Source organism: Idiomarina tyrosinivorans, from assembly GCF_003987475.1.
Lineage (GTDB): Bacteria > Pseudomonadota > Gammaproteobacteria > Enterobacterales > Alteromonadaceae > Idiomarina > Idiomarina tyrosinivorans.
Genome location: NZ_PIQH01000007.1, coordinates 89,994 through 106,367, shown reverse-complemented (window position 1 = coordinate 106,367; position 16,374 = coordinate 89,994). Strand labels below are relative to the sequence as shown.

Annotated in this window: 14 protein-coding genes; 7 read left to right on the top strand and 7 right to left on the bottom strand. The window is 50.9% G+C overall.

The window, feature by feature from the left end:
* Window positions 1–195: 195 nt before the first annotated feature.
* Together CWI84_RS08365 and CWI84_RS08360 are read right to left on the bottom strand one after the other, a co-directional pair.
* Window positions 196–3,324 (bottom strand): DUF3427 domain-containing protein, encoded by a 3,129-nt coding sequence (locus CWI84_RS08365; RefSeq protein ID WP_126842141.1) that lies wholly within the window; start codon window positions 3,322–3,324, stop codon window positions 196–198.
* 111 nt (window positions 3,325–3,435) lie between these two features.
* Window positions 3,436–4,314: a YicC/YloC family endoribonuclease gene (locus CWI84_RS08360; RefSeq protein WP_126842140.1), complete on the bottom strand. Its 879-nt coding sequence runs from the start codon at window positions 4,312–4,314 to the stop codon at window positions 3,436–3,438.
* Window positions 4,315–4,480: 166 nt separating this feature from the next.
* Here CWI84_RS08360 and CWI84_RS08355 point away from each other — a divergent pair, with 166 nt between their 5' ends.
* On the top strand, window positions 4,481–5,401 hold the full coding sequence (locus CWI84_RS08355) for an alpha/beta fold hydrolase (RefSeq protein ID WP_126842139.1): 921 nt from the start codon (window positions 4,481–4,483) through the stop codon (window positions 5,399–5,401).
* The gene (locus CWI84_RS08350) at window positions 5,394–6,467 is read left to right on the top strand and encodes an RNA polymerase sigma factor (protein ID WP_126842138.1); all 1,074 of its coding nucleotides are present in this window, start codon (window positions 5,394–5,396) and stop codon (window positions 6,465–6,467) included. The genes CWI84_RS08355 and CWI84_RS08350 overlap by 8 nt, the downstream gene beginning before the upstream one ends.
* Here the strand turns inward: CWI84_RS08350 and smrA are convergent.
* Window positions 6,457–7,047 carry a DNA endonuclease SmrA gene (gene smrA, locus CWI84_RS08345; RefSeq protein ID WP_126842137.1) on the bottom strand — a complete coding sequence of 197 codons (591 nt, stop codon included), beginning with the start codon at window positions 7,045–7,047 and terminating at the stop codon, window positions 6,457–6,459. The two genes, CWI84_RS08350 and smrA, sit on opposite strands and share 11 nt — an antisense overlap.
* Before the next feature lie 149 nt (window positions 7,048–7,196).
* On the opposite strand from smrA, the gene rph reads away from it, so the two are divergent.
* Window positions 7,197–7,913, top strand: a complete 717-nt coding sequence (gene rph / locus CWI84_RS08340; protein WP_126842136.1) for a ribonuclease PH — start codon at window positions 7,197–7,199, stop codon at window positions 7,911–7,913.
* Between the two features lie 12 nt (window positions 7,914–7,925).
* Entirely contained in the window at window positions 7,926–8,570 is a 645-nt protein-coding gene (pyrE, locus tag CWI84_RS08335) for an orotate phosphoribosyltransferase (protein ID WP_126842135.1), read from the top strand.
* 73 nt (window positions 8,571–8,643) lie between these two features.
* Here pyrE and CWI84_RS08330 read toward each other — a convergent pair whose 3' ends face one another.
* Window positions 8,644–10,323: a cyanophycinase gene (locus CWI84_RS08330; protein ID WP_126842134.1), complete on the bottom strand. Its 1,680-nt coding sequence runs from the start codon at window positions 10,321–10,323 to the stop codon at window positions 8,644–8,646.
* A gap of 152 nt (window positions 10,324–10,475) precedes the next feature.
* Here CWI84_RS08330 and CWI84_RS08325 point away from each other — a divergent pair, with 152 nt between their 5' ends.
* From CWI84_RS08325 to fieF, 3 genes are read left to right on the top strand one after another with little or no spacing between them, the layout of a single operon-like run.
* On the top strand, window positions 10,476–11,807 hold the full coding sequence (locus CWI84_RS08325; protein WP_126842133.1) for a type 2 periplasmic-binding domain-containing protein: 1,332 nt from the start codon (window positions 10,476–10,478) through the stop codon (window positions 11,805–11,807).
* 1 nt (window position 11,808) lies between these two features.
* Window positions 11,809–12,273 (top strand): tRNA (cytidine(34)-2'-O)-methyltransferase, encoded by a 465-nt coding sequence (locus CWI84_RS08320; protein WP_126842132.1) that lies wholly within the window; start codon window positions 11,809–11,811, stop codon window positions 12,271–12,273.
* Window position 12,274: 1 nt separating this feature from the next.
* Window positions 12,275–13,180, top strand: coding sequence for a cation efflux pump FieF (gene fieF, locus CWI84_RS08315; protein WP_126842131.1), 906 nt, complete (start codon window positions 12,275–12,277; stop codon window positions 13,178–13,180).
* Here the strand turns inward: fieF and CWI84_RS08310 are convergent.
* The 3 genes from CWI84_RS08310 to CWI84_RS08300 form a co-directional block, all read right to left on the bottom strand.
* On the bottom strand, window positions 13,174–14,172 hold the full coding sequence (locus tag CWI84_RS08310) for an alpha/beta fold hydrolase (protein ID WP_126842130.1): 999 nt from the start codon (window positions 14,170–14,172) through the stop codon (window positions 13,174–13,176). The two genes, fieF and CWI84_RS08310, sit on opposite strands and share 7 nt — an antisense overlap.
* Before the next feature lie 78 nt (window positions 14,173–14,250).
* The gene (locus CWI84_RS08305) at window positions 14,251–15,600 is read right to left on the bottom strand and encodes a sensor histidine kinase (protein WP_126842129.1); all 1,350 of its coding nucleotides are present in this window, start codon (window positions 15,598–15,600) and stop codon (window positions 14,251–14,253) included.
* On the bottom strand, window positions 15,597–16,277 hold the full coding sequence (locus tag CWI84_RS08300; protein WP_126842128.1) for a response regulator transcription factor: 681 nt from the start codon (window positions 16,275–16,277) through the stop codon (window positions 15,597–15,599). The genes CWI84_RS08305 and CWI84_RS08300 overlap by 4 nt, the downstream gene beginning before the upstream one ends.
* Window positions 16,278–16,374 lie beyond the last annotated feature (97 nt).

Genomic DNA, 16,374 nt, shown 5'->3' with positions numbered 1-16,374 from the left:
GAGCGTCGAAGCTCGGACTCACAACGCGAAGTGGAAACCCCATAAAGCAACCCTATTATTTACAAAAGAGAACAAAAAACACAATAAAAACAATTATTTGATTTTTATCAAAATAGCGTTAATTACATTATAGCGGTTGCGTTAACTACATCAACGTTTTTTAGAATCGGTAGGTATTTGGCTAACAACACAAGCCTAACGGGCCACAGAGTATTCCTGAAATAATTTAGCCGTTAGCGGGTATTTTAATCGCCAAGTAATGCTCATAGGCCTTTCACCTTCACTTTTTACAAATTCAAGCGGCCCACATGCTCGATAAGGAGAGTCTTTATTAACTCTTACGAACAGTTGAAACTGCCAACCATTTGTTCCGCTTTCTATGTAGCGCTTCCCAACAGGCGTTTGCGGTGTAGCCGTATTCTGCGATTGCCAATGAAATAAGCTACGGCTTATCGCATAATCGTCATAAGCTACACCTTCGTGAATGGCATTTTGCTTATCCAGAGTCACGAACATCAACTCCAGTTTTGCAGCCTGATCTCGCCAAACCCCCTCCCGCACTGCTGCAAAATGTATTTCAGTATGATAACCAACAGCCGTCATGATTTCGCGATTTTGGTAAGCACTATGCAATTTTAGCCCTGACGCTTCCAGCTCAGGCAAAGGCCTGAATTGTTCATTCGTTGAGGCATCGAGTGCATCTGCAAGCTCTGTCAGTTCGACCAGCAATTCTGGCGTTTGCCGCAAATCATTTAAAAAGCCATCGACCGTCTGTACAGACTTTCCTCCGCAAACTTGATACGCCAGCATCAAAGCGCGTTTACGTGATAACTCATCACAACTTAGAGTGCCTTGGCCAATAGACCGAATGACATCCAAGTACTCTGGATCATCGATATGAAGTAAGCCTTTAAAACGGCGGTTTAGTCTAGATTCGAGATCAGTAGGCTCGCCGGATATGAGATGGGCATCACGTTTCAGGCGTGTCCATCCGGAGGCGCCGTTAGCGCGATAAATATCTTCAAAATCGATTGCTTGTTCACGAATAAATTCCGCTAGGTGAACATCTCCCGAACCGTGACGCGTTTGGTAACTATGGAGTTCTGTTTGCAGGCGCCGCCAATTTATGCTGACAGCTCGGTGAAGACTACCTAAAATTTGTTCCCTGGCTTGCTTTTGCATCTGTAAATAGCAGCCTGGAGGAAGGTTGCCAAAACCTTTTTCCACACCCTCAGTAATTTGGCGCTTTGATAGCCCGGTAATTGCGCTGTATAGAACGTCAAAGCGAAAATCTTGTGAGTATTGGCCGACAAAATCCAAAATTAGGCAACTATCTTTGCCTTCAAATAAGCGAAGCCCGCGACCAATTTGTTGTTGAAACAAGGTCGCACTCTGTGTGGGACGTAGCAGTAATAACGTATCCACAAAAGGTAAATCGATTCCTTCGTTGTATAGGTCAACGGTTACTATCACATTGATCTCACGCCGCTCTAACATGCCAGGTAATCGCTTGCGCTCGATTGATGATGTCTGCCCTGTTACCAGAGCAGCTCTTACACCATTTTCATTAAAAAATTGCGTCATAAATTCGGCGTGCGCGACCGAAACGCAGAATGCTAAAGCCCGACATTCGCCAATATCACTAACTTGTTCATCCCATGCCCTAAGCACAGCAAAAGCTCGGCTCGTTTCACCGGTAAGAATATTATTTAAATGCGATATTTCCGCAGCCCCGCGCCAATTTACGCCTGAGTAATCAATGCCGTCAGCACAAGCATAATACTCAAATGGTGCTAACAATTGCTGTTCTAGTGCATGCCATAATCTTAATTGTGCAGACGGCGTTCCATCAGGTCGCAAATCGAAATGCCGTAAAATATTAAGACCATCGCCGCGTTCTGGCGTTGCCGTGAGACCAAGTAAATACTGAGGCTGAAGTTGCTCAATGAGTAACTTAAACGAGCCAGCTTCGATATGGTGACATTCGTCAACAATCACCACATTCCAGTAATTAGAACCTAATTGCTCAATTAACTTACGACTGTTAACACTTTGGATAGTGGCAAATAAGTGAGTATAAGAATCGGGTTCGTGTCCATCAGCAAGGTAATCACCAAAATTGCCGTTTCTGAGAACATGCCTAAACGTAGCTAATGATTGCTGTAGAATTTCTTTGCGGTGAGCAACAAACAATAACCGTGGGTTTCCGCCTTTCTGTTCGCTAAGGCGCCTATAATCCAATGCAGCCATAACGGTTTTGCCAGTCCCGGTGGCAGCGACTAATAAATTACGGTGACGCCCATGGGCTCGCTCGTTCTGAAGCTGATCTAGTAGAATTTGTTGAAATGGCTTGGCTTGTATATCGAAAAACGTCGTAATGACGTTGTCTCCATAATCCGGCCTACCGCTCTCCCGCGCGAGTGCAATACGAAGTTCCTTTTCGTGGACGGCACTTTTCGGATCAAACGTTTGAAACTCTTCATCTTGCCAGAGCGTTTCAAAGTGTGCCCTAGCGCGCTGATATAAAAACTTCTGGCCTCTTTCGGTAAATTTCACAGTCCATTCTAGTCCACCCATGAGGGCAGCCCCAGAGAGATTTGCGCTACCAACGTACGCAGAGCCAAAACCTGTATCACGTTCAAAAATCCAGGCTTTCGCGTGAAGCCTATTTCGGCGGCCGTCTAGCGAAATTTTCACTTGGCAGTTGGGCAACTCCGCCAACATTTTTACAGCCTTCAGATCAGTCGCGCCGGTGTATGTTGTTGTAATAACTCTTAGACTCGTTCTGGACTGCTGCTGTGCATCCATCGCTGTGATATCGCGGAGTAAATTAATAATTTTTCGAACACCCGACATCGTGATGAAGCTCATCAAGATATCAACATGCTGGCAGCTAGAAAGTTCCGCCGTCAGTTCGTGAAATAGTGCTGGCGAATCTTTTCCTGAGGTAAACAACCAAGGCTGTGCCATACCGACCTGAGGCAACTCAGGATGCTTCTCTTGATGCTGTGCTGGATTATACAACGCACGTAAAACTGTGGGTGGGGTTTGATAAGGAGAGGATGGCGCTAAGTTAGCAAATTTTCTCGTGTAGACCAGCAGGTCATTGAGCATTTCCAGTTGGCGCAAAAGCTTTTCATCGTCTGAACCACCATTATTCTGCAGTTCAGCTAATAAATTAGAGATGTCTTCAGTTAGGACTTCAGCTAAGTGGCGGCTACTCGCTTTTATATCTAACTTTTCGCTAACCTGGCTTAGACCAGACTCGGCGATTGATCGCTCAAGCTCCTCGCTTTTTAAAAGCTCGTAAAATCCCTCTTTCATTCACTCACATTCCACGCTCAGGCCATTTCGGCTAACGTGCCAGGTTTTGTTTTGATAAACAACCTGTTTTCGGAGCCGTACCTGCGGTAATAACCGCAGGCTACGCCAAAACTATTCAATATTCTGGATCTGCTCCCGCATCTGCTCTATCAGCACCTTCAGTTCTACGGCGGCGGCGGTGATGTCGGCGTCGATGGATTTGGAGCCGAGGGTGTTGGCTTCGCGGTTGAACTCTTGCATCATGAAGTCGAGGCGGCGGCCGCAGGCGCCACCTTTGTTCAGGATTTTGCGGGTTTCTGCTACGTGCGCGATTAGGCGATCAAGTTCTTCGGCGACGTCGGTTTTCTGTGCCAGCATTACCATTTCTTGCTCTAGGCGTTGTGGGTCTAGGTCTATTTTGGCTTCTTCAAAGCGGTTTTGTAGGCGTTCGCGTTGCCATTGCATCACTTTGGGCATTTGCTCACGCACTTGCGCCACTTGCGTTTCTACGCCTTCTAGGCGTTCAACAATCAGTTTGTTTAACGCTTCACCTTCACTGGCGCGGTTGCTAATAAAGTCTTTTAACGCGGTATGAAAAGCCCCCATCAGTTCCTTTTGCAGGGCGTCCATGTCTTGTTCTTCGGCGGCGACCACACCGGGCCAGCGCAATACGTCTAACGCATCTACTGGCTGCATTTCATTGCCGTGAGCGGCGCCTTGTTCATTCACCCATTTGGCACTGGCGAGCACGCTATTGGCCAAATCTTCGTTTAAATTCAACGCGGTCTGCGCACTGGCCTCTATGTGCAAGCGCAAATTACAGTCGACCTTGCCACGGTTCAGTTTTTTCCGCAGTTGTTCGCGCAGGGCATTTTCCATCGCCCGCACGCTCTCTGGCAGGCGCAGGTTGGTTTCTAAATAGCGTTGGTTTACCGAGCGCAGTTCCCACACGGCACTGCCCCAATCGGCTTTGTGTTCGTAGCGTGCGTAACCGGTCATACTGTGAATCATGCTTTCGTCCTTAATATCTGCGTCAGTGCGGCCTTTGCGTGTTTATCCCGCCTCTAACAATAGCAAACAGTATACGGGCTTCGCGTTAATAAAAAAATAAATGTCACAGTTTTCGCCAAACTCCTGACTGTAGAGGTAACCCTTTACTTTATTGCTGGAGACACAGATGAAAACGACCCACAAACAACAACGGCGGGCTCGCATTCTGCTGGCCATTGCACCGCTCTTTACCGCGCTTGGCTTGTTCTTAGCCACGCAAGTGCATGCCGACGACATTGTTCAGGTGCAAACGCAAGGCAGCGGCCAAGATGTGGTGCTTATTCCTGGGCTAATGAGTGATGCGTCGGTGTGGCAAGGTACCGCCGCTCGCTTAGCCGCTCATTACAAAGTGCATATTCTGAGCATTGCTGGCTTTGGTGAAAATCCCGCCAATCCGCAGCTTCAACAGCAGTTTCTCGACCCAGTTACAAAAGCTATCAATAGGTATCTGCAACAACACACGCAACGGCCAGTAGTGGTAGGGCACAGCTTGGGTGGCACGCTCACCTACAAGCTAGCCATCGAGCATCCACAAAGCCTGCGCTGTGGCGTTAGCGTCGATGGCGTGCCATTTTTACCGGCGCTGATGATGCGCAATGCCGATGTCACGGTGGCGATGATGAAACCGCAAGCGCAGCAAATGCGTGCGGCTTTTACCCACCTTAGCCAACAGCAACTGCGCCAGCAGGCGCAACAAGGGGTTGCCATTCAAGCCACGAGCCAACAAGACCAGCAGAAAGTCTTGGCGTTGGCTGAGCAGTCAGATCCGCAAACCGCCGGCCAAGCCATGTATGCCCTTATGGTCAACGATTTGCGGGATAACCTAGCGGCTATTCAAGTGCCGATGCTGCAAATGGCGGCGACTGGCGGTTTTAGTGAACGCGCACAACAGCAACACGCGTTGCAACTGTACCGCGAACAAATCGCTGGTAACCCGAATATCCAGTTGCTAGAGTTTGCCAATGCGCGCCACTTTATTATGTGGGATCAGCCGCAAAAATTTGTTCAGCAACTTAACCACTTTATAAAGGAGGCTTGCCATGAATGAGCTCACGCTGCAGGTGGCTGCGGCAGCGCAAGGCGATCAGCAAGCCTACGCCAAAGTGGTCGCACGCACTCAGAACCTCGTCGCCAGTGTGGCATTGGGTATTGTTAAAGATGTCCGCGCCAGCGAAGAGGTCGCGCAAGAGGCCTTTATTCTGGCTTGGCAGAAGCTTGGCCAGTTACGTCGCCATGCCAGCTTCCTACCGTGGTTACGGCAAATGACCCGGCACTGTGCCTACCAGTGGCTAGAAAAGGAACATCCGGGGCGCTACCAGTTAATGGTCAATATTAACCAAGAGCTCGAAGCGCAGTTCGATTCCGACCAACCGGATACGCCCGAACAGCAGCTCAGCCGTGACCAACAGGCGCAGTTCCTGCGTCAGGCGTTGGATACCTTGCCCGACGATACGCGCGACGTGGTGGTGTTGTATTACCGCGAGCAGCAATCCAGCCAACAGGTGGCAGAGCTGCTAGGGCTGAGCAGTGCGGTTGTTCGTCAGCGTTTATCTAGAGCACGCGGCGCATTAGCGGAAACGCTCATGAAGCGGGTTGGCAAGGCGGCGTTGTTTACTGCGCCGTCACTGAGTGTTAGCGCTATTCTGGGCAGCAGTCTAACCTTTGCCAGTCCGCCCGTTGCCGCTGCCGGTTGGGGCGCAGCGAGTTCGGCCGGTGGCTTTAAGTGGTTAGCGATTCTCGGTATATACGCTCTGGCACTGTTTGGTGCATTAGCCGGCATTTTTATTGGTTCGCACCAAGCGCAAAAATGGGCCAATACCGACGCCGATAAAGCCGGTCTCCGACGTTTACGTAACCAAGCGGCCATTTTTGTGGTGCTTGCCGGTGGGCTATTTATCAGCAGTTACCAAATCGATGACGGCTGGGTGATGCCGGTGGTGACTTACTGCATCTTCTTAGCAGGCATTGTGTTGTATCAGCGCAAAGTGCAACGCCACATCACCTGTCCAGCCAACAAGCGCTGGCAGTGTTACTTGGGTTACACGCTTGGCTTGGGGGGCGGCACCTTTGGCTTAGTGATGGGGCTGGTGCAAAGCGGGCGCCTCACTTTTTAGCGTGGCGCTCGCGGTTTAGCTGCTTCTGCTCGGCATTTTTCTTTAACATCACGTACAGCGCGCCACAGCCACCGTGGAAGCGCTGTGCACTATGAAACGCCAATACCGGGCTAAGCTCACGCAGCCATTTATTCACATAGCTTTTTATCAGCGCCGGATGCGGCTTGCTGTTTTTACCCATGCCATGAATCACTAATGCGGTACGTACCCCCGCTTTATGGCAGTCCTGCACAAAGTTGAATAATGCGGTGCGCGCTTCACGCAGGGTATGATTGTGCAGGTTTAAACTGGCTTCCATGGTGTAACGCCCCTGTTTCAGGCGCTTGTATACCCCGTCTTGCACGCCTTCACGGCGGAAGCTGATTTCCTCGCCTGGTTCCACCAAGTCCACATACTCGGTAGAGAGGAAGTTGGCATCTTCCTGTTCAGCTTGCTCGGCAGCACGGCGCCGCTCTTTTTGCGCCAGCGTTGGTTCAAATGCCTTCTTAATGTCGGCCACTTGCTCGCCACTCAGGGGCGTGACATCATTCATTTCCTGGCGGAACAGTTCAAACGTTTCATCACTATCTAGTTTGGACATACTCACCCCCTAAAAACTGCTTGGCTTGAATGTATTGTAATACGTTGGAATACGGATCGCGATCGCCGAAATGCTAACTGCGGTGCATTGTTGTATACTAGCGCGCAGAAATTATTCCCATCCATTCAGCTAACGTTCAAGGAGTTTGCATGCGTCCAAGCGGCCGTACCGCCCAACAAATCCGCCCGGTGACTATTACCCGGAACTTCACTAAACATGCTGAAGGTTCAGTACTGATTGAATTTGGCGAAACCAAAGTATTGTGTAACGCCTCGGTTGAAACCGGCGTGCCACGCTTTATGAAAGGCCAAGGCAAGGGCTGGGTCACCGCTGAATACAGCATGCTGCCACGCGCTACCCATACCCGTTCACAACGCGAAGCGGCACGCGGTAAGCAAGGCGGCCGTACGCTAGAAATCCAGCGCTTAATCGCTCGCTCGTTGCGCGCTAGCATCGATTTAAAAGCCCTTGGCGAAAACACCATCACTGTCGACTGCGACGTTATTCAAGCCGACGGCGGTACTCGCACAGCCAGTATCACCGGTGCCTGTGTCGCTCTGGTCGACGCGCTGAACTGGATGCGCAAGCAAGGCTTAGTAAAGACCAACCCACTTAAGGGTATGGTGGCGGCAATATCTGTCGGTATCTACGATGGCGAGCCAGTAGCCGACTTGGAATACGTGGAAGACTCGGCGGCCGAAACCGACATGAACGTAGTGATGACCGAAGCGGGCCAATTTATCGAAATCCAAGGCACGGCCGAAGGCGAGGCCTTCAGCTACGACGAAATGACGCAGCTCGTCGACATTGCTCGGGTCAGTATTCGCGAGCTTATCGACATTCAACGCAGTGCATTAAATAGCTAAGCGAGGCGAGCAATGAAAGACTATCAACGCGACTTTATTGCTTTTGCTATCGACCGCCAAGTGCTGCGCTTTGGTGAGTTTACCCTTAAATCTGGCCGCACCAGCCCGTACTTTTTTAATGCCGGCTTGTTCAACAAAGGTTCGGACCTTGCCAAGCTTGGCCGTTTTTATGCGGCGGCACTGGCGGATTCGGAGGTCGACTTCGACGTCCTATTCGGCCCAGCCTATAAAGGCATTCCTATCGCGACCGCGACCGCCGTCGCGTTGTTCGACCACCACGGCATCGACACCCCATACTGCTTTAACCGGAAGGAGAAAAAAGACCACGGTGAAGGCGGCAACCTTGTCGGTGCAGAGCTTAGCGGCAAAGTGATGTTAGTCGACGACGTTATCACTGCGGGCACTGCTATTCGTGAGGCCATGGATATTGTCAAAGCCAATGGCGCCGACCTCGGTGGCGTATTGATCGCCCTCGACCGTCAAGAAAAAGGCCAAGGTGAACTGTCAGCGATTCAGGAAGTGGAGCGTGACTTCGGTGCCAAAGTCATCAATATCGTTAGTTTGAACGATATTATTGAATTCTTAAAAGACGATGCTGAGTTTGCCGAGCACTTACCCAAAGTGAAGCAATACCGCGAAAAGTACGGCGTGCAGTAATTACTGTTAACGCTGGTCATAAAAAACGCCGCCCGAAGCATCTCTTGGGGCGGCGTTTTTGTTTGTTCTGCAGTTACAGTGAGGCTTGCGGCTGCCAGGCAATACCTAAGCGGCCATTGATAATCTGACACTCACCGCCAGCCGCTTGAGTACGGCTGGCATCGTCTAGTTGCACCACCGCTTGAAAATCTTTGCTCAGTAACTTCAACGACGTTTTATCGCTATCACACAGCACTCGAATGGAATCGGTTAAACCACGGTCGGTTAAAAAGTCCGTGGTCGGTTGCGCTTTCACCACGTCTAGGTCTTTAGCAAATTCTGCCGTTTCGATACCTGTCGGCGTCATCAACCCGGACGCACCTGCCACAAGATAGTGGAATAACCCAGCTACCGCGTGTTCACCCTGCTGTGCATCTTCGACGAAAAATACACCCTGCTCACCGATAATCTTGAAGTGGCCATTTTTCAGGTTCACCAACAACGCGGTACGCTCGTCAATACCGGCACCAAACGGGCTTTTGACTTCCGCGGCTAAGCGCATCAGCCGTCCCTGACGGCCCATATCCGACACGTGAGTATCTAGTAAACCAAAGTGGAACAAGCTCATACCGCCCATTGGATGGTAAGTGAGTGTATTTGGCTGAGTATTCGGTGGGCAGCTTTGGTCCAAGTCACAACCGTAGGCGGGCGGATCAGAGGCTACTGGCTGCTGTTTCAACGCACCTTCAGTGGTGCCATTCGATACCATCGCTTTTGAGGTCAGCACTGCCGCTCCGGCGCCACTACCACCTACCACCAGATGCTCTTCACTCACCCGTTGAATGATGGTTCGCAAGATGTCGTTCGGACGGTTATTCTGTGTGACAAAGGTCTCTCGTGTTAAATTGACCTCACCATCGTTTAGGAACAAGCCGTCAGCGCTGGCAATCATGTCTTCCACGCTATCCAAGTTCTTACACAACGTGACCTGTTGTTGATACATATTAGGATAAACTTTATCGCGGTTATAACTGCCTAAAACCTCTTCCTGTACTTTGTTTAGGGTCTCGCACTGGCCGTCTCGGGCAGCGGTGATCACTGCCGCATCAATCGGCAACCACTCTGCCTCTACGCCCAATTGGCTGAAAATGTCTTGGTAGTAAGACACTTTGTCGTACGGGTCAAAATCGGCAGAGGTCGTGAACAGCACTTTCGCATCACCATCTTTGGCACCATGCACGCGTTTGGCCATATCCACAAAGCGTTGGAAAATTTGTACCGTATTTTGGTTAAGGTTTTCGTCCAAGTTCACCACTTCATGGGTGTCTTCTGGTACCGGCATTTCCAGTAAATTTACAATCCGGCGCCATTCAGCATCAGACAGCTTATTGTATAAGTATTTCGTTGCGCGACGTGTAAATTCCTCTTGAAATACCCGCTCTGGAATCACGCTCTCGCGTATACGGTCATGAATCAGTCGCAATGCTTCAGCAACGTCATTACGCATTTTTTCGCGATAACTTGGCCACGCTGCCTCGGCTGTTGCCTCTTTCCGGTGTTTCTCGTCAATATTCAAATAGCGATCGGTCCGCATACTGTTGCGGTCAATCCAGTCGGTCTTATTGCAGTACTGCGGCGCCATGCTGCTACACGCGTGTAAGCCACCACCGGCCATCAGTAAATGATAGGTTTCTGGTGCTAGCTTTGTCTGCCCGTGCGCCGACATGAAGGGGATGACCCCTGCCAGCGCGAGCAACGATAACCATCTACGCATTGCCAACCTCTTATTCTCGAAAGGGAAGTAACCTTTAGTATAACGCTCTGCTAAGACATTTTCAGTCCTTTACAGTTCCGCCACGGTTAAATCGCTGAATTCTTCAACCGCTCTTGGTATAATTTTGGCTGATTTTCTTTCGGTGAGGTTTGATGTTTAAGATAGCTATTCGCTGGGCGCTGTCTCTGGTCTGGTTGTTCAGTTTCACCGTTGCCGCCCAAGCCCCTAAAACCGTCACTTTCCGTGATCTCGATCCCGGCGAGTTTTCGCAATACCTGAAAACCGTTCTCGGTGAAGCATACGCTAAACTCGGCACCCAAATTCGCTATCTCGATTTGCCACGCCCGCGCGGTCTGCGATTGGCGGTTGAAGGCGAACTCGATGGTGAAATTGCACGGGTGCCTTCGCTGGCGTTTGACTATCCTACCCTGATGCCGGTGCCATTCCCGTTGTACGATTTCTCTGTTGTCTTGGTTGGCGACCGCCGTAAATGTGGTGAATGCCGCATAGAAGACGTCGACAACCTAGCCTACACCCAAGGCATGGTGGTGATGCCGAAAGTGATAGAAAAGCACAATTTTAAAGGGCCTGTGGTCACCCCTGCCGATATCACCCAAGTGCTCAATTTATTGTTAGCAGAACGCATCGATGCGGCGCTAATGACCAATTTCCAATTGCAAAACATCGATTTAAGCCGCCACCCCCACTTGGTGGTGCGACAGTTGATGATCGAACAAGGCTATCATTACCTTAACGAAAAACATCGCGACTGGCTGCCACGCTTAACCCGCGAATTGCAGAAAATGCAGGAGCGCGGGCGGATTACCGAGCTGCAACAAAAATACGGCATTAAAACCCTGCACCAATACCAACCCTTCGAACATATTGGGTCATTGAAAATTGTTGCCGCTACCCGTGCTGGTCGCACCGAAGCCAACGGTAAAGGCCGTTATTGGCAAACTCTGCATGAACTGTTCGATCCTATTGCCGACAACGTCGACACGGAAGCCAGTAATTGGCACCGCGCCCAGCAGCTGCTCGCGGAAGGGCGAGCCGATGCGATGGTCACCATGTGGAATAAAACCATACCGGAAAATACGCTGTATTCAGCCAGCCATATCGATTATGGCGAACCGCTGTACTTGTTTGCCACCGATAACCAGACGATTGCCGATATTCAAAATGGTGATGCCGATAAACCGGTGTGCATTTCTACCGACCGTGATATGCGCCAGTGGGTGCCTCACAATGTCGAAATATACAGCACTGAAAAAAGTCTCGACTGCTTTGCTATGCTCGATCTTGGTCGCGTATCTGGCGTTTTGGATTATCGCAGTGCACTGCCCGACTGGACCGAAAAGCCCTATGCCCGCAAGCAAGTGCGCGAAGGCTGGCCGGTGTTATTGTTATTCCAAAATAATGAGCGTGGCCGCCGCTTAAAAGCCACGTTTGAACAACGCTGGGAACAAACAAGAGAACAATAACGTGTTTGATATCGCCCTTCACGAACCAAAAATGCCACCCAATACGGGTAACATCATTCGCTTGGTCGCCAATAACGGCTGTCGCCTGCATTTAATCGAGCCATTAGGGTTCTCGCTGGACGAAAAGAGTGTCCGCCGTGCTGGTTTGGATTACAACGACATGGCGGTCGTAAAAGTGCATAAAGATTATCAGGCGTTCAAGCACGCTGTTGCTGGGCAGCGCATTTTTGCGGTCGAAACCCATGCCACGCAGTTTTACCATGAGCCGCAGTATCAACCCGGGGATGTGTTATTGTTTGGCTCAGAGACCGCCGGCTTGCCGCAACATATTTTGGACGATATCGGCCAGCAGTTTGCGGTGCGCATTCCAATGATGCCGAGCAACCGCAGCCTTAACTTGTCCAACTCAGTAGCCATTGTCAGTTACGAGGCGTGGCGCCAACAACATTTTCAGCAGGGGAGCTGATATGAGCGAACGTCGCGAACATTATGCCTTTTGGGTCAAGCTGGCTACCCGAGCGTCGGTACTGGTCGTTTTTACCCTTATTGGGCTGAAGTTATGGGCTTGGTGGGTTACCGAATCAGCCAGTATGTTGGCTTCGTTAACCGACTCATTGCTCGACAGCGGCGCCTCTATTTTCAGTTTTTTTGCTATTCGCTACGCTATTCAACCTGCCGACAACGAGCACCGGTTCGGCCATGGTAAAGCCGAGTCGCTTGCTGCGTTAGCGCAGTCGGCCTTTATTGCTGGCTCCAGTGTGTTACTGATCTTTCACAGTACCGAACAGTGGTTGCGGGGCGATACACTGCCACAAACCGATTTAGGTATTTGGGTATCAGGCTTCGCGATCATCATCACCTTTGGTCTATTGGTGATTCAGCGGCTCGCCATTCGCCATACCAATTCTCAAGCGGTCGCTGCCGACCATCTGCATTATCAGTCCGACATATTACTCAATGCCACGGTGATCATTGCGTTGGTTATGGCACAATTCGGCTATACTTGGGCTGACAGTGCGTTTGCCATTGTGATAGCGCTCTATCTGATTATCGGCGCCAGTAAAATCGGCTGGGATGCATTCCAAGCGTTAATGGACCGTGAACTGGAGCAATCACAACTCGCCGAAATTGAGCGTTTAGCGAAAAGCGTGACAGGGGTTGAAGGCATGCACGGCTTGCGAACGCGCGCTGCCGGTCCAACGCGCTTTATTCAATTGCATATCGAGCTGGATGATCGGATTTCATTGTTACGCGCGCACGCGATTGCCGATGAAGTCGAGATGGAATTGATGCGCGCTTTCCCAGGCGCTGACATCATCGTTCACATGGACCCCATGATCATCGCCCAAGTCGAGAATAATCCGAGCTACTGAGCCTTTACTTTCTCAACCGCTTGCTGAATAGCTTGCATCAGTGGCTCACGGTAGTAGTCGGCTTCCATCAGTAATTCGTGACGCGCACCATCAATGGTAATTACTTGGTTTTGGGTACCTTTTAAGCGCTGAAAGAATGCTTGTTGACCACTGGCAGCCACCACTGAGTCAGCCCCCGCCTGAACCAAGGTTACCGGTAGCGTTAGCTTACTGGCACTGGCCACAGCTTGGTCGCTAGCAGCAAAGGCTTCTGCTAACCAATTAAACGTCGGCCCACCTAATTGTACATCTGGGTTGTCTTGGTACACCTGCCGAAATACGTTGTAGCGTGCCTCGCTATGCGTCAGCTCGTTGCGGTCAAAGTGAATCGGTTGGTAGTCACCCATGCCGGGAAAATACCACGGCGTATTGCGGGCAATAATATGGTTTAACCAAGCGCCGAATCTGGCAATGGCGCGAGCAATCGGTTTCGGAATACCGTGCGTGTGAATCGCGAACATTGGCGAACTTAAAATGAGCTGCTGAATACGGTGCGGGTGATTAGCACAGAACAACGTCGCAATCGCACCGCCCATAGAGTGGCCGACTAACAATTGCGGAGCAGCGTCAAACGTCTCATTTAAAATACCAACAAAATCGGCAAAATCTTGCACAAAGTCGTCGAACTTGGCCACATGTCCTTGATGAGGATTGGCCGTCATCCGCGCTGATTGGCCCTGCCCCCGATGGTCGATAATCGCCACCGAGCACCCCCACTGAGCCAGTTGCCAAATCACTTCTTGGTACTTCAAACACGCTTCTATACGGCCTGGGGAAATGATCACGAGGGGCGCATCAGCCGCTTCGGCACGATACTGCACGTAGCGAATACACAGCCCATCACGGCTGGTGAATTGCTCTTGGCTAACCTGCTGTTGCCAGAACGGCAACACCTTTTCGCGGTAAAACGAGCGCCATTCCGGCGTATCATCGTGCGGTATCGCTGAGCTCATCGGTTTCCTTCTACTGCCGCTAATGCCAATTGTTTGGCGGATGACCAGAGCTCAGGATAACGGAAGCAACAGAGAAGTCTAGTCGAGCGGTAAGCGGATGGTTACCTGCAACCCACCTTGTGGATGATTCGCGGCATTAATCTCGCCGCCGAGCACGCGCGTCGCACGTTGGCTAAGGGCGAGCCCTAACCCCACGCCAGCTTTATGATTGCGCGCTGGGTCGCCACGATAGAAGGGCGTAAACAGTTTCGCCAGCGTTTGTTCATCAACGCCGGGACCATGGTCACGAATACTAATCTGATACTCCTCCGCGCCGTCCTGCAATTGAATCTGCACTTTGCCATCACTGTAATGCAAGGCGTTACGGCTAAGGTTTTCGATAATTAAGCGGAGTAATTCTGCATCGCTATTTACCAACAAATTGTCACCGCCGATACGCTGCAAACGCTTTTCTGCTTCGCTGTCAGCATAGCTTAAATCGTCGATCAGTTGGTCAACCAGCTTGGCTAAATCGAGCGGCTGCTTTTCTAATTCAACCAAGCCATTTTCTAGCCGCGACAGCGACAGAATGCGATCAATAATTTGGCTCAGGCGGTCAATATCACGCCGCAGTTGCTGCCAATGCGGATTGCTTTCCGCGTCTTCCGGTTCGCCTAAATCTACCGCCACTTGCATCCGTGCCATGGGCGACCGTAGCTCGTGCGATACATCGCTTAGCAAGCGCCGCTGTGCATCACGTGAAATCGCCAAATCACGCGCAGTGGTCTGTAATGCGCGAGCGAGTTCACCAATCTCATCACCGCGTTTAGGTAGGCGCTTTAAGGTAGGCTCTAGGCTACCCTTGGCGATCTCTCGGGTAGCGCCAATCAGGCGTTTTATCGGACGGACTAACCAGAAGCCGAGCAGCAACGCGAACAGACCGCTGCCAATGATCAAGGTGTATGCTCTGGCATCTTGGGTTTGCCGTTCGAGCTGTTCTTTGTCGTATAACTCGCTGGCTTTTAACGGTCGCGCCAGAATTAAGCGCGTGCCTTCAAGGCTAAACGGGCCGACAAACAGCCATTCAGTTAGCGCCAGTTGCTGTGCCTTTTCCGATTCCAACATCGGCAGCAACATCGAACCATAATTTACTTGCATCCCTTCATCTATCAGCAAACGCTGCGGACCTTGTGCCGACAACTTCGCCGCCACTCGGTAATCACCAGCAACAAGGCGCCCGGGCAGCATCGATTGAAAGGTATTAAAGTCGCTCAACAGCGGTTGCAAGGTATTGCGAATGTCGTCGCTAAGCGGCTCTGGCTTAGGTGGTGCCGATTTCCACACAGCCAACAGGTAGCCGCTGCTTGCGGTGATGAATAACAACACCCAAAACAGCACCAGCAGGCGCAATGATAGTGAGCGATACCATCGCGTCCGCCGTGGCTTCATGACAATTCAACCAACCGGTATCCTCGCCCACGAACGGTCTGAATGCGCTCGCTACGCGCGGGAAGCTTTTTCCGAATATTACTAATATGCACGTCTAGGCTGCGGTCGAAGGGTGCCAGCTTGCGCCCTAATGCCGCCACAGACAGTTGGTCTTTACTCACTAACTGACCGGGCTGCTGCATCAGCGCCCGCAAAATATCAAATTCGGTCGGTGTTAGAATCAGCTCGGCCTCGTCGCAAGTGACTTCGGCACGCGTTGGATCCAATGCAAAACCACTGAACTTCAGCGTTTCATTAATAACGGTAGTGTTCGGAGCGCGGCGCAATAGCGCTTTTACCCGAGCAACAAGCTCGCGTGGATTAAACGGCTTCGGTAGGTAATCGTCAGCGCCAAGTTCAAGCCCCATCACCCGGTCTTCGTCATCGCCGCGGGCGGTTAACATCAGCACAGCGGTGTCACGGTGCTGTTGGCGCAGCCGTTGTAACAACTGCATACCATCAATGCCGGGCAACATAACGTCGAGCAAAATCAGCTCGAAGTCACCGCGCAAGGCTTTTTCCAAACCGGTTTCTCCGTCTTCTACGCAGGTCAACTCTACGCCCTCACGGCGGAGCAACTCGGTCAGCATTGCCGACATTTCTGCGTCGTCATCAATCAGCAAAACGTTATGTGTCATGGCAGTTCAATGTCCTCTGTGACTACTTGATGCCTTCCTAATGTAAAGATTTGAGCGATTTTTTCGCCATTCTTTACATAACTTTTACCCCCGAGGG

Coding starts and splice junctions, on each gene's coding strand:
- CWI84_RS08350 (WP_126842138.1), top strand. CDS start 5,394: ATGAATGAGCTCACGCTGCAGGTGGCTGCGGCAGCGCAAGGCGATCAG.
- fieF (WP_126842131.1), top strand. CDS start 12,275: ATGAGCGAACGTCGCGAACATTATGCCTTTTGGGTCAAGCTGGCTACC.
- smrA (WP_126842137.1), bottom strand. CDS start 7,047: ATGTCCAAACTAGATAGTGATGAAACGTTTGAACTGTTCCGCCAGGAA.
- pyrE (WP_126842135.1), top strand. CDS start 7,926: ATGAAAGACTATCAACGCGACTTTATTGCTTTTGCTATCGACCGCCAA.
- CWI84_RS08330 (WP_126842134.1), bottom strand. CDS start 10,323: ATGCGTAGATGGTTATCGTTGCTCGCGCTGGCAGGGGTCATCCCCTTC.
- rph (WP_126842136.1), top strand. CDS start 7,197: ATGCGTCCAAGCGGCCGTACCGCCCAACAAATCCGCCCGGTGACTATT.
- CWI84_RS08325 (WP_126842133.1), top strand. CDS start 10,476: ATGTTTAAGATAGCTATTCGCTGGGCGCTGTCTCTGGTCTGGTTGTTC.
- CWI84_RS08360 (WP_126842140.1), bottom strand. CDS start 4,314: ATGATTCACAGTATGACCGGTTACGCACGCTACGAACACAAAGCCGAT.
- CWI84_RS08300 (WP_126842128.1), bottom strand. CDS start 16,277: ATGACACATAACGTTTTGCTGATTGATGACGACGCAGAAATGTCGGCA.
- CWI84_RS08355 (WP_126842139.1), top strand. CDS start 4,481: ATGAAAACGACCCACAAACAACAACGGCGGGCTCGCATTCTGCTGGCC.
- CWI84_RS08305 (WP_126842129.1), bottom strand. CDS start 15,600: ATGAAGCCACGGCGGACGCGATGGTATCGCTCACTATCATTGCGCCTG.
- CWI84_RS08365 (WP_126842141.1), bottom strand. CDS start 3,324: ATGAAAGAGGGATTTTACGAGCTTTTAAAAAGCGAGGAGCTTGAGCGA.
- CWI84_RS08310 (WP_126842130.1), bottom strand. CDS start 14,172: ATGAGCTCAGCGATACCGCACGATGATACGCCGGAATGGCGCTCGTTT.